At 66.8% G+C, this 21,626-nt stretch carries 20 protein-coding genes and 2 pseudogenes; 8 read left to right on the forward strand and 14 right to left on the reverse strand.

Annotation, left to right across the window (positions count from 1 at the left end; all coding sequences use genetic code 11):
* Positions 1–262: 262 nt before the first annotated feature.
* Positions 263–580, forward strand: coding sequence for a hypothetical protein (locus OHA19_RS44360; RefSeq protein ID WP_331734744.1), 318 nt, complete (start codon positions 263–265; stop codon positions 578–580).
* Between the two features lie 1,022 nt (positions 581–1,602).
* On the opposite strand, the gene OHA19_RS44365 is transcribed toward OHA19_RS44360, so the two are convergent.
* Complete coding sequence (locus OHA19_RS44365; protein ID WP_405721060.1) at positions 1,603–1,860, reverse strand: hypothetical protein; 258 nt, start codon at positions 1,858–1,860, stop codon at positions 1,603–1,605.
* A gap of 79 nt (positions 1,861–1,939) precedes the next feature.
* A pseudogene (locus tag OHA19_RS44370) lies at positions 1,940–2,278 on the reverse strand (transposase); the annotation flags it as partial.
* A 75-nt stretch (positions 2,279–2,353) separates the two neighbouring features.
* Here OHA19_RS44370 and OHA19_RS44375 point away from each other — a divergent pair.
* Together OHA19_RS44375 and OHA19_RS44380 are read left to right on the forward strand one after the other, a co-directional pair.
* A complete protein-coding gene (locus tag OHA19_RS44375; RefSeq protein WP_331734682.1) occupies positions 2,354–3,349 on the forward strand; it encodes a helicase associated domain-containing protein in 996 nt (331 codons plus the stop codon).
* A gap of 220 nt (positions 3,350–3,569) precedes the next feature.
* Positions 3,570–4,298, forward strand: a complete 729-nt coding sequence (locus tag OHA19_RS44380) for a hypothetical protein (protein WP_405722975.1) — start codon at positions 3,570–3,572, stop codon at positions 4,296–4,298.
* A gap of 177 nt (positions 4,299–4,475) precedes the next feature.
* On the opposite strand, the gene OHA19_RS44385 is transcribed toward OHA19_RS44380, so the two are convergent.
* From OHA19_RS44385 to OHA19_RS44400, 4 genes are all read right to left on the reverse strand, one after another.
* On the reverse strand, positions 4,476–4,685 hold the full coding sequence (locus OHA19_RS44385) for a hypothetical protein (RefSeq protein WP_405722977.1): 210 nt from the start codon (positions 4,683–4,685) through the stop codon (positions 4,476–4,478).
* 57 nt (positions 4,686–4,742) lie between these two features.
* Positions 4,743–4,916 (reverse strand): hypothetical protein, encoded by a 174-nt coding sequence (locus OHA19_RS44390; protein WP_331734753.1) that lies wholly within the window; start codon positions 4,914–4,916, stop codon positions 4,743–4,745.
* 625 nt (positions 4,917–5,541) lie between these two features.
* Positions 5,542–6,333, reverse strand: coding sequence for a helix-turn-helix transcriptional regulator (locus tag OHA19_RS44395; protein WP_331734354.1), 792 nt, complete (start codon positions 6,331–6,333; stop codon positions 5,542–5,544).
* A 28-nt stretch (positions 6,334–6,361) separates the two neighbouring features.
* Positions 6,362–6,526: a hypothetical protein gene (locus OHA19_RS44400; RefSeq protein ID WP_331734357.1), complete on the reverse strand. Its 165-nt coding sequence runs from the start codon at positions 6,524–6,526 to the stop codon at positions 6,362–6,364.
* A 731-nt stretch (positions 6,527–7,257) separates the two neighbouring features.
* On the opposite strand from OHA19_RS44400, the gene OHA19_RS44405 reads away from it, so the two are divergent.
* Together OHA19_RS44405 and OHA19_RS44410 are read left to right on the forward strand one after the other, a co-directional pair.
* The gene (locus OHA19_RS44405; RefSeq protein ID WP_331734756.1) at positions 7,258–7,989 is read left to right on the forward strand and encodes an HNH endonuclease family protein; all 732 of its coding nucleotides are present in this window, start codon (positions 7,258–7,260) and stop codon (positions 7,987–7,989) included.
* A 40-nt stretch (positions 7,990–8,029) separates the two neighbouring features.
* Entirely contained in the window at positions 8,030–8,788 is a 759-nt protein-coding gene (locus OHA19_RS44410) for an IS6 family transposase (RefSeq protein WP_331734361.1), read from the forward strand.
* A gap of 293 nt (positions 8,789–9,081) precedes the next feature.
* On the opposite strand, the gene OHA19_RS44415 is transcribed toward OHA19_RS44410, so the two are convergent.
* Positions 9,082–9,609, reverse strand: coding sequence for a hypothetical protein (locus OHA19_RS44415; RefSeq protein WP_331734759.1), 528 nt, complete (start codon positions 9,607–9,609; stop codon positions 9,082–9,084).
* A gap of 527 nt (positions 9,610–10,136) precedes the next feature.
* Positions 10,137–11,335 (reverse strand): annotated as a pseudogene (locus OHA19_RS44420) (IS4 family transposase); the annotation flags it as partial.
* Between the two features lie 231 nt (positions 11,336–11,566).
* Between OHA19_RS44420 and OHA19_RS44425 the strand changes: the two are divergent.
* Complete coding sequence (locus tag OHA19_RS44425) at positions 11,567–12,016, forward strand: hypothetical protein (RefSeq protein WP_331734341.1); 450 nt, start codon at positions 11,567–11,569, stop codon at positions 12,014–12,016.
* A gap of 105 nt (positions 12,017–12,121) precedes the next feature.
* On the opposite strand, the gene OHA19_RS44430 is transcribed toward OHA19_RS44425, so the two are convergent.
* The 3 genes from OHA19_RS44430 to OHA19_RS44440 all read right to left on the reverse strand — a co-directional run bounded on the left by OHA19_RS44430 (position 12,122) and on the right by OHA19_RS44440 (position 17,094).
* A complete protein-coding gene (locus OHA19_RS44430; protein ID WP_331734343.1) occupies positions 12,122–13,006 on the reverse strand; it encodes an IS5 family transposase in 885 nt (294 codons plus the stop codon).
* A gap of 1,932 nt (positions 13,007–14,938) precedes the next feature.
* Positions 14,939–15,697, reverse strand: coding sequence for an IS6 family transposase (locus OHA19_RS44435; protein WP_331734361.1), 759 nt, complete (start codon positions 15,695–15,697; stop codon positions 14,939–14,941).
* A gap of 332 nt (positions 15,698–16,029) precedes the next feature.
* On the reverse strand, positions 16,030–17,094 hold the full coding sequence (locus OHA19_RS44440; RefSeq protein ID WP_331734764.1) for a hypothetical protein: 1,065 nt from the start codon (positions 17,092–17,094) through the stop codon (positions 16,030–16,032).
* 351 nt (positions 17,095–17,445) lie between these two features.
* Between OHA19_RS44440 and OHA19_RS44445 the strand changes: the two genes are divergently transcribed.
* On the forward strand, positions 17,446–18,165 hold the full coding sequence (locus OHA19_RS44445; protein ID WP_405722983.1) for an IS6 family transposase: 720 nt from the start codon (positions 17,446–17,448) through the stop codon (positions 18,163–18,165).
* Between the two features lie 49 nt (positions 18,166–18,214).
* Here the strand turns inward: OHA19_RS44445 and OHA19_RS44450 are convergent, their stop codons facing one another.
* Complete coding sequence (locus OHA19_RS44450) at positions 18,215–18,994, reverse strand: IS6 family transposase (protein WP_331734768.1); 780 nt, start codon at positions 18,992–18,994, stop codon at positions 18,215–18,217.
* A gap of 235 nt (positions 18,995–19,229) precedes the next feature.
* Between OHA19_RS44450 and OHA19_RS44455 the strand changes: the two genes are divergently transcribed.
* Positions 19,230–19,637, forward strand: coding sequence for a peptidase inhibitor family I36 protein (locus OHA19_RS44455; protein ID WP_331734388.1), 408 nt, complete (start codon positions 19,230–19,232; stop codon positions 19,635–19,637).
* A gap of 343 nt (positions 19,638–19,980) precedes the next feature.
* On the opposite strand, the gene OHA19_RS44460 is transcribed toward OHA19_RS44455, so the two are convergent.
* A complete protein-coding gene (locus OHA19_RS44460; RefSeq protein ID WP_331734390.1) occupies positions 19,981–20,496 on the reverse strand; it encodes a hypothetical protein in 516 nt (171 codons plus the stop codon).
* 19 nt (positions 20,497–20,515) lie between these two features.
* A complete protein-coding gene (locus tag OHA19_RS44465) occupies positions 20,516–21,565 on the reverse strand; it encodes a NucA/NucB deoxyribonuclease domain-containing protein (RefSeq protein ID WP_331734771.1) in 1,050 nt (349 codons plus the stop codon).
* Between the last annotated feature and the right edge of the window lie 61 nt (positions 21,566–21,626).

Raw genomic sequence — 21,626 nt, forward strand, 5'->3', positions numbered from 1 at the left:
CCCGCAGACACGACGCGCCGCCACTACGCGGCGGAAAGGAAGGCACCGCGCTCCGCGCGGCATCCCGGGCCTGCGGCCCGGGATGCCGGGTCACTCCGTGACCCTTGGTCGTGGTCGGAGCTCCGCACCGACCACGCGAGCATCCACTCCGTGGCTGCTCAGAGCCCGCTACGCGGGCGGCTGGCTAGGTGGATGGGGACCTCGGCCGGAACGATATGTGGCGGAACGTAAGGACCGGGCGGGACACCCGGAACTCTCCCCCATGCCCAACCAGACAGTGCGTCAAAACCTGACCCCAGATGAGATTGGGAATCAGAACGCACCACCTGAGCCGCCTCACGCCTCCTCAAAAACCCACTCCCCCGAACTCACCCACCATCAGAAAAGGCATCCCTTGAGCGCCGAAAAGAAACTGGATTCGGAATCTGTGAACCCTTTTATTCCGAATCCGAAAGTGCGTCAAAACCAAACCCTGCTCTTTTCTGGAATCAGCACCGATCCCCTATTGGTCTCGCCCGATAAACACGAAAGTCCCCTCCTTGCAGGGGACTTTCGATGCGCGACGACCGAGAAGGGATGATGCAGGAGATCCCAGACCGGACCACGGCCAGCACTGCTCGCGGGACGACAACGAGGCCCAGGAGGCCGCAGGAACCGCCGCAGCCCGGGCCGGCAGGAAGGCTTGCCTCCGGAGGGCGTTCTCGCCTCGCTCTGCCGACGGTAGTGCGAGGGCCCCACGTACGGCCGGTAAGCCACTAACTGAACGGTATTTGCCTCTAAGCCCCACTCCCACTCAGGACCCGCACCTCTGTGTCCCAGGCCCACGTAAAGGGTGGGCCCGGGACGCCAGCCGACCTGTACAGCCCCTGCTCCGTACCCGTGCTCTCTGCCGCGAGACGCACACGGAATCCCACCCAGATCACCAGGCCGACGGAATCCCTCGGAGCATTTCCCAGGCTACTTGTACTTGTACGTGGCGTGAGCCACCGTGTTTACAGGCCACCAAAAGTCACCCGTGCCCTGCGAAGCGAACGAACCGGTCCCGGAGTTCGAAGCCCGGTAGGTCCATTTCTTCGTCGCCTTGAGCTTGACCGTAGGGGTCGAACACGTCTTGGTTTTTTTGCATCCAGCTATCTTGCTGACGAAAGTCTTTCCATTGTTACCCGAAAGCGCAATGGACGGCCTCTGGGTTTTCATTTTATGCGCGCAAACCTGCTTCGCGTTTGCATAGATGGTACCCCCGGAGCGCCACATCTTCACCGTGTTGGTGCAGCCGTAGTACGACTTCCCCTTACCCGTCGTAGCCGCCTGCGCCGAAGTAGAAGAAAGTAGGATGGAAGCAACGACGGCTGCCCCTACACCTATGCTCTTCAGGCCACGCTTCACGATTTCCTCCCCGTTTCGATTCGAAAATCGAATCATTTCACGAACATCGATCTTGGTCGAAACCGACTTTACCACACAGCCCTGATCACGTCTCTGATTTCACGCAAACGGGCGTCAGCGGGAGGGCCAGTGAGGGTTCCGGTGAAATAGAGATGGGACTGAACCTCAAGTACCCCTCAAGTGCTTACCGAATGGCATCGAAACCCATCCCAATATTCAGCCACTTCGCCAATGGAACGAATCTGGCAAATGGTTCACATTTAACACCCTGGAGTTCAGGGCGAATGCGCTCTCAGGCGGTGAGATCGAGAGGGCGGTTGCGTGCTCGGGGCGTGACCGGTAGTGGTCGGTTGCGGCGGCGATGTTGGTCCAGCCGGCTTGGCGCATGAGGCCGATGGCCAGATTCCGCATCGTGGCCATGGCGCGCGGCGCGGTGCCGGTGCGCACGCGTGAGGCGTCCTCGCCGTAGGTCACGTCTCTGACGTGAGGTGACCCCGGCGGTGTGGACACCACTGAGCCCTTTCCAATCTGGCGGGGGTGACCGCGCGTTGGAAGCGAGGAAGTGTTCGGCCTTGTGTTCGTAGCGGCGGTGCAGACGTCGGCAGCCAGCCATCCAGGACACGGTCCGCTCGACCAGCCAGCGGTGGCGTCCGAGTCGCTGTGAGGACTCGATGCCCTTGCGGGCAATGCGGTGTCGGATACCGCGGGTGCCGAGCCATCGGCGCAGGTGGTCGTAGTCGTAGCCCTTGTCCGCGTGGAGCCTTTCGGGCCTTCGGCGGCGTGGATCTCGGCGGGATCGGATGGGCGGGATGCCGCGCACGAGCGGCTGGAGGCCGAGGCTGTCGTGCATGTTCGCGCCGGATATACCCAGCGACAGCGGCAGTCCGTTCCGGTGGCGCTGAGCAGGGCGGCGGCCGGGGTGCTGCGGTTCAGTGAGGACCGCGATCCGGCGGTGCTGGCCCAGTTCGTGCGGCTGCGGGTCATCGATCCGGAAGGGGCGTACTGGCGGCGTGGGATCGAGGCGGCCGGGCGGTGGCTGCGCGAGACCGGGAACGCCGTGCTGCGGGTGCCGTACACGGTCGTCACGCCGGAGGACTGGGGCAGGGTGGGCGGGTATCCGCTCGGGCAGTGGATCCCCGAGCAGCGCCGTTCCTACACGGCCGGGACGCTGGGGGCCGGGCGGGTGGTCGAGCTGGAGAAGCTCGGGATGGTCTGGTCCGAGCAGGACGCGGCCTGGGCGGACGGGATCGCCGTCGCCAAGGAATACGCCGCGGTGCACGGCCACTTCCTCCCGCCGGCCACCGCGGTGTGGGACGGGCATCCGATCGGGGTGTGGGCGAAGAACGCGAGAGCGGCGGCCCGCAGGGCGCGGGAGAACGAGGAGCTGCGCGCGGCCGGCCTCCCTGTCCCTTCGGCGGCCGGGGCGATGCCCGAGGCGCGGCGGGATGAGTTGGATGCGGTCGATCCGGGGTGGTGCCCGGTCTGGGACACCGGGTGGCAGCGCTGCTTCCGGCTCGTTCAGATCCACGTCCAGGCCGGCGGAACCCTCCCGGAGGCTGCGGGCGACGTCGTCGTCCAGGGCGAGGACCTCGGACGCTGGGTCACGGCGCAGCGGTTCGGGTGGGAGCAGCTCCTGCCCGTGCAGCGGTGGATCCTGGAGAACACTCTCAAGGTCACACCGGTCGAGGAGGAGGAGCGGCCGGTGAAGCAGACGCAGGATGGGAAGTGGGCGGTCAACCTCGCGGCGGCACGGGCGTTCTTCGCCCGTGAGGGGCATCTGCGGGTGCCTCGGAGGCATGTCGAGGAGCTGAATGCGGGCACGGCCCCGGCAGGCCGTCAGAACGGTGCTGCCGGGCCCGTGGTGGTCAAGCTCGGCACGTGGCTCGACAACGTCCGCAAACGCTCCGCCAAGCTCCCCGAGCAGCGCCGTGCGGACCTCGATCAGCTCGGGATGCGCTGGTAGACGGCCGGAGCACAGAACGCCGGAGAGGCCCGGATCCGATGGGGATCCGGGCCTCCGGTCGTATGTCATCGCCCAACTCGCAAGGTAATAAGGGTATTTGGCCGTGGTGCGCCTTTTTATTTCGTATTCTCCGGGTATACGTCCATACATTGCGATCGAGATCGATGGTGTGCTCTCCCCGTACGACGGGCCGCTTCCCGCCGGGCACAGCCTGCACGATGTGACGTCGGCTGCCTGGCAGGAGTGGGCCGCGATGGTCTACCCCCGCCCGCGCGGTCTACGGCTCGCCCTGAACGCCGAGGTCGGCCGGGCCCTCGCGGATCTTCCGGCGGACCTGGTCCTGGTCTCCTCGTACACCCCTGCCGAGCTGGAGCCGCTGCTGCCCGCCCTCGGGTGGGAGACGGTGCCGCCGCTGGTGCCGATGCGGCACACCGCGACCATCCACTACATGCGGGTCGACGACCCCGGCCGGTCCCCCGACGCGGCGGCCGGCCTGCACTGGCGGGCTGAGGAGATCGTCTCCTGGGCGCGCACCCACGACCGCCCGGTGGCATGGGTGCGTGCCCGGGACCATCACCGGGAGGAGATCCGCCGGACCACCGCCTACCTCTCGACAGTCGGCCCGGTCCTCGCGCACGCCGTCGACCCGGCCGCCGGGATCACCACCGCCGGCCTCCAGGCGCTGCGGGAGTGGGCACGGGAGATGGAAGCGCTGCCGGAGCCCGCGCCGGTCGTGCCCCGCCGGTGCCGGGACTGCGGGGACCGGGGCACGACCGTGCTCAACGGCCGCCGCGTCGACCGGGTCCACGGCGCATGCGGCTCCTGCTGCGAGTGCTACTGCCCGGGGCCGGCCGACGACCAGTACCAGCCGTGCGGCGATCTGACGCAGCAGCAGTGCCCTTCCTGCCGCTGCTGCCGGGTGTGCGTGGGATGCCACTGCCGCGAGTAAGCACCGAGCCGCCGTCGCGCGCGGCCCCGCCGTCGCGCGAGTGGGAGTGGCCGGCCGCCGGTCCCCGAGGCGCTCCCGCCCGCCCCGCCCCCACTCTCTCCATTTCGGTAGTCGGGCGGCAGGGGGTGCGCAGAGGGGATGTCGATCCCAGCCGATTCATCAGGCCGGATGGTGGGGCTACTCCTCGTCGGCGTGGCCGCCGGCCCCGAGGGTCCGCCGCGGGGACGGGGGCGCGGCCGGGCGGGTGCCGAGTACGCCTCGGGCTCGCAGTTCGTCGAGGTCGGACAGGCGCTCTCCGGGGAGAGTGTCGAGGAGGTCGGCCTGGGCGGCGCGGATGCTGGGCGCGGGAGCCTGGGGGCCTGCGCCAAGGGCGCGGCGGACGGTCACGCCGATCATCGTACGGCGGCCTTCCCGGTCCCCGAGGCCGGGAAGGCCGCACCCAGGTCACCGGCGCCATATGGAGACGATCAGCGCCGTCAGCATGCCCAGCACCCCCGCGATGCCCACAGCGACGCCCAGCGGTTCCCGCAGTGCTGGGTAGGCGTAGGCGAGGAACGCTCCGAACCCACACGCAAGTAGGGCCACTACAACGCCGATCGCGGCTAATGCCGCCGGCACCCACCCGAACGGAACCGGCGTGGCCGGGGCCGCCGGGGCCGCGGGGGCTTCCGGGGTCGCCGGGGCAGGGGTCGGCGGAACGCTGGTATCCATTGGTTGTCCTCGTTTCAGGTGGCGCAGTACGCGCTCGGCAGGAACGCGTACGGGTTGGTTCCCAGATACTGACACCTGAAAAACAAGACCTTTTTTATGTGAGGGTCAGATACCTGTCCTGCGTTTCTAATTAGCACCATGCGGTTTCGCATGGATATTCACGTCTGAGCTCGCCACTGCGTCGATGGCCGGCGGATCCAATTCTCACAACTTCCGTTCCGGCCCCCGGCCAGGGGTCGGTGACAGGGCATCGAGGCCGCCACGGGGTGGGTGCAGCACAGTGCGCCCCGGCATGCTTAATCACGCAAGCACCCGCCGGCCGCGCTCCAGCACGGAAGGCAAGACTCGTCGGTACGAGTCCACGGGCCAAAGCGCCGTTGCCGGGGGTGGGGGGACGCCTGCTCACCTCCGGCAACCCATGGAGTGGGATTCGGGCCTCTCCCGCGTCTGTCAGCGCCATGCACCGCGCGTCCCCTCCTCTCTGGTCCAGGAGTGGTCGGGGATCCGGGGGTGGCTGGGTTGTTGTGGGGTATCAGGCTGCCTCGCGGGAGCAGATGCGGCAGCCGACGCCTACCTTCACCTTGGAGTATCGAACACGGCTGACTGAGCTGCAGGTTGTACAGACGGCTGTCCACGGTGCCATCTGTCCGGGAAAGGGATCGAGTGGCTTGAGTCCTGCTTGAAGCATGAAGGTGACGGCCTCTGGTGGTGTCACTCCGCGGCGCGGATGCCGAGGGGCTGGTGCCGGAGCGGGCTTAGGGGCCCGTCGGTCGGCATGCTTGGCCCGCTGCCACGCTTTGACCCAGCCAGGGAAGGAGTACTCCGGTACCTCGCAGGCGATCAGGTAGGCGTGCATCTGGCGAACTGAGGTGACCGGTTGCTTTCGCTCCCGAATGCGCCAGGCGGACATCCGCGAGAGCGGTGCGAACTCCTTGGATCGGGCTTCTGCTCTCTCTTCCATTTGCCTGGACGAAGGCTCGCCGTTCTCTTCCCAGACCCGTCTCAGCGCTGCCGCGAGGTCGGCCGAGGTACGTACGAGGTTCAGGCGGGGCGCATCGGTCATGCGGTGGCCCCTGCCCAGTCGGGATGCCTTCTTCCACAGGATCTCGATCTCGTCGATGCCTACGCCGCACGCTCCCGCTATCTCTTGGGTCACCAGCAGCGTGGGCCTCACCTCGCCCGCTTCGGCGCGCTGAATCGTCGTGACTGAGCGGTTGATCCTTCTGGCGAGTTCCCGGCGCGTCAGGCCGCGCCGGGAACGGCCTTCGCGCAGCTCGCGGGCAAGTCGGCCGACGCCGTTGTGGGGATCGTCAATCGGTGCCATCGGACGTCCTCGTCGAGCTGGCATGGCGTTACGCCTGGGCCGGGAACAGGACGCGTCCTGCCCGACGGATCGCCGCGGTGAGCAGGCCCTTCCGGGTGTGGCGGATCACGAGTGCGCCGAGCAGCCCGGGGCTGCCGAGCGTGGCCGGCACCTCTCCCGGCGAAGTGCCGTGGGTAGTCGCGAGCGTCTCCATCGTGGCAATGGCGGTGCTTTCTCCTAAGCCAAGACGGGGGCGGGTGCCGGGCGCACACGCTGCTGCGGATCGAGAGGAGGACATGGGAGGCCCTTTCTGACTCACGCCGATGCGGCGTGTACGAACTCTGGGGACTGGCTCCAACCAGGTACCGCAGGCGGTTGGCTCCGCCGTGCTGCGGTGGACAGAATCGTGCCAGTGATCGAAGAGCGCGAACGCCACCTTCTGATACTTAATTCGTATCTGTCACGTGCGCTAGGGAGGGCCTGACTTGGCAAGTGCCGCATCTTCATTGGCCATGGGTGTACGGCTGCGTAACAAGTCGGATCGGTCGACCAGGTAATACGGCGCGCCCTGTATGCGGAGCCGAGCCTTCCGGTGGGCTCGATCGGATATTCATTCATTCTTGGCACACTTCGCTTGCCGCTACCGGTCCCGTACTGCGACGATCCCGCCAGCGCCGCTCTGCGGTCGCGGCCCTGACTGCTACTGGCTCCAACCACTGCTGAACAGGGAATCGTGCGTGCGTGTTGGCTCACGCCCGCACAGACAGGTCAGGGGCCGGACCTCAGTGGGTCCGGCCCCTGTTCTGTGCAGCAACCGCCAGAAGCCGAGCGCGTGGTCACCAGCGTGTTAAGGCTTACCACCTGCACATTTGACCGTCTGTCACCAACCGGTCCGGTCCTGCGATCATGAGGGTGCATCAGCCCCTGACCTGCCGGAGAACCGTTGTGACAGCACGCCGCCTCGCCCCGATCGCCACCGCTCTGCTCATCGCGTCCCTCGCGGGGTGCAATCCCAGCGCGGCGAAGACCGACTCCGACTCGAAACCGTCGGCGCCCGCCTCCCAGCCGGGCAAGGCATCCGCAGCGCCCGGCGCACCTGCGGGCGGCAGCGATCTGTCCCTGGCCGAGGGCATCGCCAAGATCCCTGCTGGTACTGAGGACCGCACCGGGTACGAGCGCGATTCCTTCCGCCTGTGGGTCGATGCGGACAAGGACGGCTGTGACACCAGGAAGGAGGTCCTGATCGCCGAAGCGGTGAAGGCCCCGGACCAGGGGGCACGGTGCGTGCTGAGTGGGGGCGAGTGGCTGAGCTACTACGACGAGGTCACCGTGACCGCGGCCACCAAGCTGGACATCGACCACGTCGTGCCGTTGGCCGAGGCCTGGGACTCAGGTGCCTCGAAGTGGACGGCCGAGCGGCGTGAGCAGTACGCCAACGACCTCGGTGCTGACAGGTCGCTGGTCGCCGTGACCGCGAAGACCAACCGGTCCAAGGCCGACCGGGACCCGAGTGAGTGGCTGCCGCCGGCCGCATCCGCGCAGTGCACGTACGGCGCCGACTGGGTCGCGACGAAGCTGCGGTGGAAGCTCACCGCGGACGACAAGGAGCGGGCGGCGCTGGAGAGGCTGGCCAAGAGCTGCACGGACACCGTCGTGAAGTTCGAGGCCGCCCCGTAACGGGTGGTCGGGCGTTGTCACGTTGGCTGACCGGCGTGGGATGATCTTCGTGGTGGTCGTATCGGGGAGGGGACTGCTCGTGTCGTCCGTGTCGCCGTCGTACCGGGGGCACCGGTACCCCGTCGAGATCATCTCCTACTGCGTGTGGTTGTACCACCGGTTCCCGCTGTCGTTCCGGGAGGTCGAGGAACTGATGCTCGAGCGCGGCGTGGTCGTCTCCTACGAAACCGTCCGGCGGTGGTGCCTGAAGTTCGGTCAGGCCTACGCCAACGCGCTGCGTCGCCGGCGTCCCCGTCCCGGCGACAAATGGCACCTGGACGAGGTCTTCATCAAGATCAACGGTGAGCTGAAGTACCTGTGGCGCGCGGTGGACCAGGATGGCAACGTGCTTGACATCCTCGTGCAGAACAGACGCGACAAGGCCGCGGCCAGGCGTTTCTTCCGTAAACTCCTCAAGAAGACCCGCTCGGTGCCACGGGTGGTGGTCACGGACAAGCTCCGCAGTTACGGGGCCGCCCACCGCGAGGCGATGCCTTCCGTCGAGCACCGCTCCCACAAGGGCCTCAACAACCGGGCCGAGAACTCCCACCAGCCAACGAGGCAACGAGAACACGCCATGAAGGGCTTCCGCAGCGTCGGCGGAGCCCAACGGTTCCTGTCCGCGTTCAGCGACATCTCACCCCACTTCCGACCCCGACGCCACCTGATGACCGCCACCAACCACCGTGCCGAAATGACCGTCCGCTTCGCGATCTGGAAGCAGATCACCGGAACCGCCGGCCTGCCCGCCACGGCCTGAGCACGGAGCCGGAACCGACCCCAGCACGCCCCGACGCCCCGCCAAGCGCCAACACCCCCGACAACGTGACAACGCCCCCCCGCCTGCTACTTGTCACTTCGCCGTAGCTTCGGGAGAACAGGGCCATCACCACCGGAAGGCCGTCAGCGGAACCGCTGATGTCGCCGCCGGAGCAGCCCAAGCCCGCCCCGTTCGAATCCTGACCTGGGCAAACATTCGGCCGAGGTTCAGACACAGGTACTCACAATCGCTGCTACACCACATGGCGGGACACGACCGTGGGCTTGAGCGCCTCAATGGGCCCGCGCCGGGGGTAGGCAGCCTGTCTCCGGGAAGTGGCCGTTGACGTCCGACCAGACGCGCTCTGCGCTGACGGCACCGGTGAGGCAGGCGGTTCTGCCGATCCAGATTCCGTACATGCTGCCCTGAGCAGGGCTTTCGTCTCCTGAGGTGGGCCGCTCCGTCACCTCTAGGTGGGCAGGAGCGGCCAGTGGTGCAAGGGCCTCGCGCACCTGGGCGGGCCGGGTCCGATGCTGACGTCGCAGGTCCTCAAGGGCCTGCGTGATGTCCTTGACTTTCTCCCGGGCTTGCTTCTCGTCCGCCGGGGCCGGACGGTCCGGGCGTCGGGCCCGGCTGTTGTCGCCGTAGAAGGGCGGCGCATCCGGGCCGGCCGTGTCGCTGCTCGGGGTTTCGTGTTCGGAGGTGTCGGACGACGTGGTGCCGCTGAGATTCGAGAAGAGATCGTCCACGCCCTTCCCGCAGCTCGTCAGAGCGAGGACGAAGAGCACCGCGACTGCGGCCGTGCTGGTACGACGGGTCATGGTCCCAGTGTCCCTTCGCAGGCGCGGCGGGGGCGTGAGTACGCGTGCTCAAGGTGGTTGAACCACCCTGGTTTTTGAAACAGTTTTTGCAGGCTCTGATGAGAGGGGTCTGCCGCTCTCAGGCCGCCGATCCCGGTGGTCCACGAGCCCGTTCCAGGGCCGCGCGTCCGGAATCCGGGTGGTCTTGCGCTGCCCGTGCGTCCAGTCCGAGACCGAGCATCCAGTTCAGCGCGAGCCACGCGGTCTGCAGGAGGAGAGGAACAGCACCGGGTGTCCCTCCCCTAACCCCTAGACGCAATACCGGTGCTTTAGTGCTTAATTCGTGGGTTTGGGGATGTTTTGGTGGGTTCGACGAGGGTGACGGCGGGGGTGGCCGGGCGAGGTGGGTTGTTGTGTTCGGTGCGTTTGAGTGCCCAGTTGGACATTTTGCGTTTGATCACACGCGGGTTGGACCGTAACCGCCGTGGTTCCAGGAGGCGTTCGGTGATTTCACGCAGGGTCTGCTTCAGTGCCCGGGTGAGCCGGGAGGGGGAAAATCCCGCCTGGCTGGTGGTCTGCCGGCGGACGACGCGCAAGGTGCGGGTGAAGGACATCCGGTCCGGATCCTCCTCTCCTGCCGGGCGGCCTGGTGCATGAGGTCGCGCAGGGCGTGGTGCACCAGGAGGAACCCGAAGATCTCCTGCTCGGCCCCGACCGGATACTGGGAGCGCAGGACGAATCCGGGTCCGCCCAGGTGGATCTTGATCTCGTCGAGGGTGGTCTCGATCTCCCAGCGCTCGGCGTAGAGCGCGGCGAGCTCCACGGCCGGTGCGGTGGCCGGGTCCAGGAGCGTGGTGACCAGCCGGTAAACGGCGCCCTCCCCACCTGGGCCCAAGGCGTATTCGATGACGCGAACCTGTGCCGGGTCGGCCCGCCGGTTCTTGTCCCGGGCGGCAACGATCTCCGACAGATACGAGCCATCGGGCAGCGCGGCCACCACGGGCAGGACCGCGTTGCTCCGGACCCGCCACAACAGGTCCGCGCCGGTCGACGCGGCGGCCCGCCACAGATCGAAGCCGAGGAAGCCCCGATCCGCCAGGAGCAGCATTCCTCTGGTCAGCGAGGGGAACAGACGGCGGGCCAGGGCCGTCTCATGCACCGCCAGTGGCGCGACGTCGGCGGCGAACACGGCGTGGGTACCGCACTCGACCAGGGCCACGGCCCTGGCCTGCGGATACGCGCTCCTGCCCTGGCCACGCCCCGTTCCCGGCCGTCCGAAGAAGGCGGCGTTGGCCTGCGTATCGGGAAGGTCGAAGGTCGTCCCGTCCACCGACACCAACCGCAGACCCCGAAACCACGCTCCCGTCGTCGCCGGGAGCGCCACGGGCCGACAGACTCTGGCGAACAACGTCTTCATCGGTTCCGCCCCCAGCCGCAACCGGGCCCGTCCGATCGCCCCGCTGGTGGGCACCCGCCACGTCTTCGACCAGCGGCGTTCGCGTTCCAGGCCCTGGGTGAGGAGCCGTCCGACCTCCTCATACCCCTGCCCCGAGAACAGGCACATCGCCAGCACGAAATACATCACCACCCGAGCGGGAAGCAGACGCTGACGTTCCTCGGTGCGTCCGCACTCCGCCACCACCTCATCCACCAACTCCGGCGGAAACGCACGCGTGAGCACTCCAAGGGCGATGCGATCCGAAAACCGATCGCCCTCAACTACCTTCAACTGTCCGGGCCTTGGCACACCAACTCAACGAGCCAGCATTACCAAAGTCACCGGTATTGCGCTTAGGGGCTGTCCGGTGGGTCGTGCGAACTGACCAGGGCCGTGACATAGGCGCAGATGAGCTTCTCCGAAGACGCCGTCGTCGGGCTCGCTGAGGCTGAGAGCTCGTCGCCAATCGGCCCCTTGCCTGCGTTGGCCGGCTGAGGAATTTGGTTGCGGTGGATCAGGCGGATGCGGTCATACTCCGGCATGAGTAGAGACGCCGAGGTCATCGTGCTCGCCCGCTGGGCGGACGAGGTGATGGAACCGCTGACCCAGGACGACCCGGAACGCACGTGGCGAGGCCGCTTCGTTCCGATAGCGGGGCACTGGGGCTACGAGTTCGGGTGGGCCCTGGAGTTCGAGAAAATGCGTGCCCGCAAGGGCCTGCTCAGGCACCTGGAGTCGTTGCCGTGGCCGCATCCCCATACGGTGCAAGTTCTGCTTCGCGACCAGGACGACGACTGCTTCGGGCTATGGATGTTCCAGGAGGGCCGGCTGGTGGAAGTCACCATTCCGCGCACCGAGCGTTTCCACCAGCCGGCACCGCCCAATGAGGACTTCGAACCCGACCCGGGCATGCTGCTGCGCATCGACCAGAACACGGCTCTGCCCGAGCAGACCCCAGAAGCACGCCGCGACACCCGCTCACCCTGGTAGAGCGAGTTCGACGACTCATCTTGGGACGTCAGGGCTGTCGACGAGCGCGTACTCAGCGAACTTCGCCACCACTACCCGGGCGCCGAGGACCTCTGAACGGGCGCTTCACTCCGGGCGTAGCCACAGGCGGATCGCCGCCACGGTGACCGTCCCGTGGAAGACATACGCCCGTTTGTCGAAGCGCGTGGCGACGGCTCGGAAGTTCTTGAGCCGGTTGATGGTCCGCTCGACCTCGTTGCGGCGGCGGTAGACCGTCTTGTCGAAGCCTGTGGGCCGGCCTCCTTGGCTGCCGCGGCGCCGGCGGTTGGCCCGCTGGTCTCTCGGCTCGGGGATCGTGTGCTTGATCTGACGTCTGCGCAGGTGACGCCGATTACGGCGTGACGAGTACGCCTTATCTCCCCCGACATGGTCGGGCCGGGTGCGCGGTCGTCCACCAGCCTGCCGGGGCACGCGGATCTCTTGCAAGACGGGAATCATCTGCGGTGCGTCTCCCCACTGGCCGGGCGTGATGACAAACCCAAGCGGGCGACACCCACCTTCCCCAGCAAGGTGGATCTTGCTCGTGAGCCCGCCTCGCGAGCGTCCCAGGGCCTCATCGGGACGGTGACGCTCCGGACTCGTGTGCCGGTCCGGGACCTTCGGGGCACGAGTGGTGGCGCCGGCCGCGTGCTGATGAGCGCGGCAGGTCGTGGAATCGACGCTGACCATGCTCCAGTCGATCCGGCCCTCGGCATCGGCGTCGGCCTGGACGGCCCGCAGGATTCTCTCCCACGTGCCGTCTGCCGACCACCTTCGATGACGGTCGTGAACCGTCTTCCAGCTGCCGAAGCAGGGAGGAAGGTCCCGCCAGGGGAGGCCGGTCCGTTGCCGGAACAGAATCCCGTTGATCACACGACGGTGGCATTGCCAGCGTCCACCTCGCCCGCGATTCGTCGGCAAGTGCGGCTCCAGCCGAGCCCACTCTTCATCCGAAAGATCTCCCCGCCCCATGCCTCACGGAACGAGTACCCAGCAGGAGCGTCACGCGACCCATCGGACACGACCTAAACCGTGTTCAGGATTCGGGGTCAAGGCCCCAGCGTCACGCTCGAAAGATCCTGTTCTCGCTCTACTCACAACAGAAGACTCGATTGTCCTCATGTCTCACGAGAGTCTGACAGGGAGGGCTGCGGCGTCTGCTGCACAACCGGCCCCCCCGTTTTTATCGGTCCAGTCTGCACCGGGTTCCCACCGGTCTGCGGGTTCCCACCGGTCTGCGGGTTCCCACCGGTCTGCGGGTTCCCACCGGTCTGCGGGTTCCCACCGGTCTGCGGGTTCCCACCGGTCTGCGGGTTCCCACCGGTCTGCGGGTTCCCACCGGTCTGCGGGTTCCCACCGGTCTGCGGGTTCCCACCGGTCTGCGGGTTCCCACCGGTCTGCGGGTTCCCACCGGTCTGCGGGTTCCCACCGGTCTGCGGGTTCCCACCGGTCTGCGGGTTCCCACCGGTCTGCGGGTTCCCACCGGTCTGCGGGTTCCCACCGGTCTGCGGGTTCCCACCGGTCTGCGGGTTCCCACCGGTCTGCGGGTTCCCACCGGTCTGCGGGTTCCCACCGGTCTGCGGGTTCCCACCAGTCTGCACCGGGTTACCCATCCCCAAACTGACGGGGCCAGTGACGTTGGAATCAATGATTTGGTTCACGTTGTTGGTTGTCTGATTGCTGACTTGGTTTATCACCGTCTGCGACAAGCCAAGGCTTCTCGCCTCGGTCTGTGCCGCTGCTATGCCCTGCGTCCTTGCAGCTTGCGGGGAGGCGCCGCTACTTCTCGCCGCTTGTGCTGCACGCGTTCCGGCAGCTATGGCAGCGGCTGTACCTGTTCCACCTGCTGCCGACGTCGCTGCCGCCCCGGTGCAGGCCACAGAACCTACGGAGAAGTTGCCCGAGCCCGCAACGGCAGTCGGTCCGATGCGCCCGTCAGAAGAAGAGCGCACCATCTTCGCCCCAGGCGAGATGTTGAACGTCCCATTAGAGGCGAAGTTCTCTCCCGTCAAGCTACTCGCTATCACCCGACACTTCGGGTTCGGAGCAGCAGAAGCCGGCTCGACGGCGATCACAGCCATACCTCCGATAATCGCCACTGTTGCAGCGGCACTCAGGGCGATCTTTCCTCTCATGGTTTTCTCCTTTCGGCACTGTGCTTGCGATCCCAGTCACGTGCCAACGTGAGCGGTGGGTCATAACCACCGTGGCTCCGACGTGAGGCTGGCGTAGTGGCGGGACTGGCAGAAGCAACTCCGCGTAACTCCGGGTTGCCCCCGTTCTTACACCTTGCGCGTTCTCTTTGAGGATGTCACTCGGAAGTATCTCCGTGATTCAACCAGTCATGGCTCAGGAGTTGCCGCCACCGACACACGCCGGCTTCCCCCTGGCCGGGTACAACCCGGCGAAGTCCGCGTCCGGGAATAGCTCGCCCAACTCGTCACGGATCCGCATCGCCAGGCTGTCGACCACCGATACCAGATCCGCTCACCCATCTGCTCCAGAGTCCGGCCCTCACCCATCACGGGACGGTAAATCGTTCGGTGTAACTCCCGATCATGGAGGATGCACCGATGACCAGTGAGAACGTGACCGAGACCGAGATCAGCGGGACGGTCGAGCCGCAGCCGGCGAGGGTGGTGGACGACCGGCTAATCGACGAGCTGGGCTCCCGGGCTCAGGCCGAGGGACTGCAGTGTCAACGGCCATGTAGTGCTCCCCAGAGGCGGCCAGTAGTTCTCCCCACTGACGGCCAGCAGAAGTTCCCCAACGGCGGCCAGATATCTCCCCGCCCTCGGAGGGGGTGGGTCAGCTGAAGGGCTTCACCCGGCGTTGTCACGTTGTCGGGGGTGTTGGCGCTTGGCGGGGCGTCGGGGCGTGCTGGGGTCGGTTCCGGCTCCGTGCTCAGGCCGTGGCGGGCAGGCCGGCGGTTCCGGTGATCTGCTTCCAGATCGCGAAGCGGACGGTCATTTCGGCACGGTGGTTGGTGGCGGTCATCAGGTGGCGTCGGGGTCGGAAGTGGGGTGAGATGTCGCTGAACGCGGACAGGAACCGTTGGGCTCCGCCGACGCTGCGGAAGCCCTTCATGGCGTGTTCTCGTTGCCTCGTTGGCTGGTGGGAGTTCTCGGCCCGGTTGTTGAGGCCCTTGTGGGAGCGGTGCTCGACGGAAGGCATCGCCTCGCGGTGGGCGGCCCCGTAACTGCGGAGCTTGTCCGTGACCACCACCCGTGGCACCGAGCGGGTCTTCTTGAGGAGTTTACGGAAGAAACGCCTGGCCGCGGCCTTGTCGCGTCTGTTCTGCACGAGGATGTCAAGCACGTTGCCATCCTGGTCCACCGCGCGCCACAGGTACTTCAGCTCACCGTTGATCTTGATGAAGACCTCGTCCAGGTGCCATTTGTCGCCGGGACGGGGACGCCGGCGACGCAGCGCGTTGGCGTAGGCCTGACCGAACTTCAGGCACCACCGCCGGACGGTTTCGTAGGAGACGACCACACCGCGCTCGAGCATCAGTTCCTCGACCTCCCGGAACGACAGCGGGAACCGGTGGTACAACCACACGCAGTAGGAGATGATCTCGACGGGGTACCGGTGCCCCCGGTACGACGGCGACACGGACGACACGAGCAGTCCCCTCCCCGATACGACCACCACGAAGATCATCCCACGCCGGTCAGCCAACGTGACAACGCCGGCGGGGGCCTTCTCGGCAGCTTCGGGGTACGCCTCGCGTTTGGCGTGCTCAGCCAGTGCCCGGTAGATGCTGGCCACCGAGGGGTTGCGCCCCTTGCGCTTGCCGGTGGGGATGATCAGATCGGGCTGGATCTGCTCGACGGACTCGCCGTTCGCGCGGCGCCGCAGCACGGTGTGCAGCATGTCGTCGGTGATGACCGGCGGTCGGCCGCCGTGCTTGCCCTTGCGAGAGGCGGTGTCGAGCCCTTCCAGTGTGGACTCGCGGATGTTCTCCCGCTCGGCACCCTGCGGGACATGGCAGCTCAGCCAGCGCGCGCAGTCCACTCCGGCGGCGTCCACAACCGGGCATTGGCGCTGCCGACCTGGATCAGCATTCCGGTATGTCGATCCTGACGCGCCGGGCGGAACCCGTCGATCGCGAACACCTGCTGTCCGCTGGTGATGTCGACGCCCTGCAGACCGGCCTCGTCGGCGATCAGCAGATGCTCTCCGTCGGTGAAAAAGCCGAAATCGCCGACCGGCCAGGGGAACGTCGCGACCGCCTTGATCCATCGGACGCCCGGCGAGCGCAGTTCGATCGAGGTGGGGTCGAGAACGTGGACGGTACCGCTGCCGGCATCATCCCGGTCATACACCGCGATCCGCCCGTCGTCGATCCACACCACCGGCCAGTTCCACTCCGAGACCTCGGGATACACCGCATAGCTGGGCCCGTCCTCGGACTCATACGGGTTGTCGTGCAGCCAGGCGGTCAGGCTCCACACCGCCGGCATCCCCCACGGCTGCCACACCCAACCGCCGTCGTAGACACGAGTCCCGTCAGGACTCAGCGACAGCGCGCCGTGGAAGTAATCGAGGTCGTACTCCGCATCTTCCTCATCTCTATCCGGGCTGTCCCGCGCCGTAAGCACCTCGCCGGACGCGAGATCGGTGACATCCAACCGGTTCCAGTCAGTGCGATGGACGACAACCGGCCGGCCACCGTGTTCGGCGAACGCCAACGCGAACGGGACGGTTTCACAGCAGTAATCCCCGCCGTCCAACTTCAACGCTGGCGAACCGGTGGTGAGATCGACGACGGTGCCGTACCGACCGCGGTCTTGAACCACCGCCGCCCAACGGCCACATCGAGACACATGAAGCCGCAGTCCAACGCCGCCACCGTATTCGGACGCCAGCCTCTCCTCCCGATACCGGGCCACGTCCTGCACCTCGCCGGTCGTCGGCGTCCACCGCGCCAGCCGTCCGTCCTCGGACAGCACCAGCCACGCCGGCCCCGCGTCACCGAGGGCCGCTGACAACGCTGCCACATCCACGACCGGCCGCAGCGCATCGGGAACTGCCACGTCCACCGTGATCGTCGCCATATTGATCCCCTCGGTGCGCCCGTGTGACCCCCCGCGGCAACGTGAACAGCAGGTGATACGACACCGTATCGGCAAAGTCGGTGAGCGCCGCGATGCCGGTCACGGCGGTGAGGTCAGCACGGATCTGGTCTATGTCGGGCTCATTCTCGCGCAGGTCCGCCTCGGTGTCGTCCAGCGAGAAGCCCCCTCCGGTCGTCATGACCGGACCAACCTCACCGAGCACGGCCCCCGACAGACCCAGAAGATCCAAACCGCTGACAAGCACACCCCAGATCCGCTACAGAGGGCACTGTCACGTTGGCTGGCCGGGTGGGATGATCTTCGGGTTGATCATGGTGGAGGGGGTTGTCCGTGGGCAGTACGCCGCCGCCGTACAAGGGGCACCGGTACCCAGTCGAGATCATCGCGCACTGCGTGTGGCTGTACTTCCGCTTCCCGCTCAGCCTCCGCGAGGTCGAGGAGCTGATGCTGCAGCGCGGCGTGATCGTCTCCCACGAGACCATCCGCCGCTGGTGCCTGAAGTTCGGGCAGTCCTACGCCAACGGCCTGCGCCGCCGACGGCCCCGGCCCGGCGGCAAGTGGCACCTGGACGAGGTCTTCATCAAGATCAACGGAGAGCAGAAGTACCTGTGGCGGGCCGTTGACCAGGACGGCAACGCGCTCGACATCCTCGTACAGAACCGGCGGGACACCGCTGCGGCCAGGCGGTTCTTCCGTCGGCTCCTCAAGGGAATCGGGGCCGTGCCGAGGGTGGTCGTCACGGACAAGCTCCGTTCCTACGGCGCGGCCCACCGCGAGGTCATACCCTCCGTCGAGCACCGTGCCCACAAGGGCCTCAACAACCGGGCTGAGAACAGCCACCAGCCCACCCGACAACGCGAACGCGCCATGAAAGGCTTCCGCTCCGTCGGCGGAGCCCAGCAGTTCCTGTCCGCGTTCAGCGGCATCTCACCCCACTTCAGGCCCCGCCGCCACCTGATGACCGCCAGCGAATACCGCACCGAGATGACCACCCGCTTCGCCAGCTGGGATCAGGTCACCGGCGTCACCGGCCTGCCTACCGCGGCCTGAGCACGGAGCCGGAACCCGGCCCCACCACACCCGACACACCATCAGGCACTCACACCCTCAACAACGTGACAGCGCCCGTGGTGGGCCGGCCGGTAGCGCCGGTGATCTGGTCCCAGATCAGGAAGCGGACGGTCATCTCGGCTCGGTGGTCGAAGGCGGTCATCAGGTGGCGGTGAGGGCGGAAGTGGGGCGAGATGCCGCTGAACGCGGACAGGAACCGCTGGGCCCCGCCTACGGAACGGAATCCCTTCATGGCACGTTCGCGCTGCCGCGTGGGCTGATGACTGTTCTCGGCCCGGTTGTTCAGGCCCTTGTGGGAACGGTGTTCCACCGAGGGCATGACCTCGCGGTGCGCCGCGCCGTAGGAACGGAGCTTGTCGGTGACGACCACCCGCGGCACCGTACGGGTCTTCTTCATCAGGCGGCGGAAGAAGCGTCCTGCCGCGGCCTTGTCCCGGCGGCTCTGCAGGAGGATGTCGAGCACGTTGCCGTCCTGGTCGACGGCCCGCCACAGGTACTTCTGCTCTCCGTTGATCTTCACGAAGACCTCGTCCAGGTGCCACCTGTCCCCGGGCCGTGGCCGACGGCGGCGCAGTCCGTCCGCGTGGGCCTGGCCGAACTTGGCGGACCAGCGGCGGATGGTCTCGTAGGAGACGATGACGCCGCGCTGCAGCATCAGCTCCTCGACCTCGCGGAAAGACAGCGGGAAGCGGAAGTACAGCCATACCGTGTGCGCGATCACCTCCACCGGGTACCGGTGGCCCTTGTACGACGGCGACGCGGACGACACGAACGAATCCCTCCCCGGCACGACCAACCAGAAGATCATCCCACCCGGCCAGTCAACGTGACAGTGCCGTGGTGCACGTATCTCTGTACTTGGTGGTGCACTCAGACGAGTACGGGGACATGCGGTGATGGCGTTCTCGTCGGCCGTGCCGGGGTAATGAGCTGGGCCGGCCTGCCGTGTTCGCGCCCTGCACGCTTCTTCCGCGCTCCGCTGGCGGAGTGAACGCGCAGAAGATCGCCCGCATCCAGCCAGGACGGCCGGGAAGTCTGGTGCCGTGATCAAAACTGTGAAGCGTGTCGCGGCCTTCGCCGCCCTGGCCCTCATGCCGCTCGCCGTTCCCGCCACCACCGCCTCCGCCTCCTCTCCGGCCGGCGGGGTGCAGGCGGCGATCGACTGCCCGTCCGGCTACGTCTGCATCTACCCCGAGATCAACTTCGGCGGCCAGCCCTGGGTCCGACGCGCCGTCGACGGCAGCGTCAAAGACCTGCCCTCCGAGATCCGGGACCGAGGCAGCTCCATCCGGAACAATTCCGACCGAACCGCCCGCGTCTACGAGAAGCGGAACTACTCCGGCCGCTGGGTGTGCGTGACCCGCAGCGGCGGCTCCATCCACGACCTGCGCGGCTACAACCTCAACGACCAGACCCGATCCCTGAAGATCAACCGCAACGACTGCGGCTGACCCGGCCACAAACCGGTGGCCCACCCCATTCCTCCGAGGTGGGCCACCACCGTGGGCCTGAACGGTTGAGGTGACAGTGCGTCAGGGCGCGCCTGGTGCCACCGATGCTGACCGCGCCGTGGCGTTGTTCGGCTGTCAAGATCAGTTGGTGTCGCCGCTGTCCGTTGACGGGGCAGAGCGCCGGATGCGCTCGCATTCGACGTCGGCGTTGATCTCTGCTCGCCGGGTTGGTCTGGAACTCAGCCGTGGCTTCCTGCTGCGTATCTCAGCGTGGGGCCCGGTTGTCTCTAGCCTTGGTCTCTCAGCGACGGGTCCGCCGCTTTGCGGCGGACCCGTCGTTCTTCTAGAGCTGGCGCCATTCGTCGCCGACCTGGTCGGTCTGGCGGATGATCCGTTCTTCGGCCGCGGGAGCGGGCCACACCTGAAGCAGGTAGACCTCGACCGGGTCGTCGTCCGGGCCGAGACTATCCTTGGCGCGTCCCTCGTCGCGGCCGCGGGCATGGACACGCACGCGGTAGCATCCCGGTCCGTTGGGGGCAAGGTCGGGCAGGTCCTCGGCTTCGCCGTCCTCCCAGGAGGCGACAAGAGCCGAGCCGGTGGTCGAGAGGAACGACGTCTCCACCACCTCGTCCCAGTCACCCTCGTGGAGCGGTGGCTCGGACGCTTGCGTGGTGACGGTGACCTCGACCGGTCCGACGGTCAGTCCGGTCAGGATGCCGGCCCCGTCCTCCTCGACGGCGATCAGCCCGTTGCCGGCGTCCGCGATGTCCGGTGCCTGGTCGGTACCAAGGTCGGGGTCGACGATGTAGAACTGACGGGCATACACCCACACACGGGTGGTCCCGCGTTCTTCCGGCATACCGGGTGCCTCCTCGGCGTCAGGAGATGGCGACCCAGAAGGCGTCGCCGTTCAGGATCCTATTGTCCTTGTACGCCTTGAGCAGGTACTTGGATCCACCGGCGGTGCTGTTGTGCTTCTCGTTGATCATCCTGCGGCTGAAGACACCCGTCGCTCCGCCTTCCTTGGTCGACGCGAAGGGGTACTCATCGCAGCTCTTGCCCGTCGGGCGGGGCAGACTGCTCGGGCAGGCCTTGCCGCGGTTCTTCTTAATCAGCGCCTTGTCAGTGGTGCGGTGCAGGGGCTTGCCCACGCCGGGCAGCCCCGGATGCCCCTTCAGCTTGCGCTGCGCGTCCCAGACATGCTGCGCCGCTTCCTTGACGTTCTTGTCGGTGCGGGACATCGCGAAGACAGAAACGTACCCGGGGTGAACACACCCGCCTGCCTTGGTCGTGATCCCCTTGACGGAGTCGCAGCGCACGGTGGCGGCCTGCGCGAGGCTGCCGGTGGCAGGTGACCCGACGGCCGCCTTCAGGGTGACGACGGGTGTTTCCTTGTGCTTGAGCGTCTTCGACCCGGGTGATTTCAGGGCGAACGGGAAGCTGGTTTCCTTCTTGACTGACAGCCCCTTGGCACCGGGAGCGGAGGTCACCGTGCACTTGGTCTTCGCGGACTTGCCGCAATTCAGCTTCAGACTTGCGATCACGCCCCGCGCCGCCCCGCTGGCGCTGGTCGGGTAAAGACCGATCGTGTGCTTCCAAGTCCGTGAGTCCCTGGCCGCCAGCGACGTGCGCTGAGTGACCCGGATGTTCATCGTGCCCAGAAGCTTCCCGCTGGGCACCTCGATGATGTCGAACCGCAGGCTGCTCACCGAGCACGCCTTGTGCCGGTCATAGGTGAGGTAGCCGGCCCTGCATGTCAGCCCAGCCGCCGCTGACATCGCGGTGGACGTGGCGGCCGTTGTCCCGGTCGCCTGGGTACAGGTGACGGTGTGCTCACCGCGCGCGGCGGCGGACTGAACGGCCTTGTGGCAATCGGCATTCAGTGCTTGGGCGGCGGGCTGCGCATGGGCGGGTGCGGTGCCGGTCATGAGGGCAGCTGTGATGCCTGCCGCTCCGATGACCGCCGCGATCCGTTGACGTGTGATGCTC

This window comes from Streptomyces sp. NBC_00012 (assembly GCF_045040875.1).
Classification (GTDB): Bacteria; Actinomycetota; Actinomycetes; order Streptomycetales; family Streptomycetaceae; genus Streptomyces.

Bases quoted from the DNA above. Each gene is read 5' to 3' on its own strand.
- OHA19_RS44360 (WP_331734744.1), top strand. From the start codon at position 263: ATGCCCAACCAGACAGTGCGTCAAAACCTGACCCCAGATGAGATTGGG.
- OHA19_RS44395 (WP_331734354.1), bottom strand. From the start codon at position 6,333: ATGGCACCGATTGACGATCCCCACAACGGCGTCGGCCGACTTGCCCGC.
- OHA19_RS44400 (WP_331734357.1), bottom strand. From the start codon at position 6,526: ATGGAGACGCTCGCGACTACCCACGGCACTTCGCCGGGAGAGGTGCCG.
- OHA19_RS44410 (WP_331734361.1), top strand. From the start codon at position 8,030: ATGATCTTCGTGGTGGTCGTATCGGGGAGGGGACTGCTCGTGTCGTCC.
- OHA19_RS44415 (WP_331734759.1), bottom strand. From the start codon at position 9,609: ATGACCCGTCGTACCAGCACGGCCGCAGTCGCGGTGCTCTTCGTCCTC.
- OHA19_RS44425 (WP_331734341.1), top strand. From the start codon at position 11,567: ATGAGTAGAGACGCCGAGGTCATCGTGCTCGCCCGCTGGGCGGACGAG.
- OHA19_RS44430 (WP_331734343.1), bottom strand. From the start codon at position 13,006: ATGGGGCGGGGAGATCTTTCGGATGAAGAGTGGGCTCGGCTGGAGCCG.
- OHA19_RS44435 (WP_331734361.1), bottom strand. From the start codon at position 15,697: ATGATCTTCGTGGTGGTCGTATCGGGGAGGGGACTGCTCGTGTCGTCC.
- OHA19_RS44440 (WP_331734764.1), bottom strand. From the start codon at position 17,094: ATGGCGACGATCACGGTGGACGTGGCAGTTCCCGATGCGCTGCGGCCG.
- OHA19_RS44450 (WP_331734768.1), bottom strand. From the start codon at position 18,994: ATGATCTTCTGGTTGGTCGTGCCGGGGAGGGATTCGTTCGTGTCGTCC.
- OHA19_RS44460 (WP_331734390.1), bottom strand. From the start codon at position 20,496: ATGCCGGAAGAACGCGGGACCACCCGTGTGTGGGTGTATGCCCGTCAG.
- OHA19_RS44465 (WP_331734771.1), bottom strand. From the start codon at position 21,565: ATGACCGGCACCGCACCCGCCCATGCGCAGCCCGCCGCCCAAGCACTG.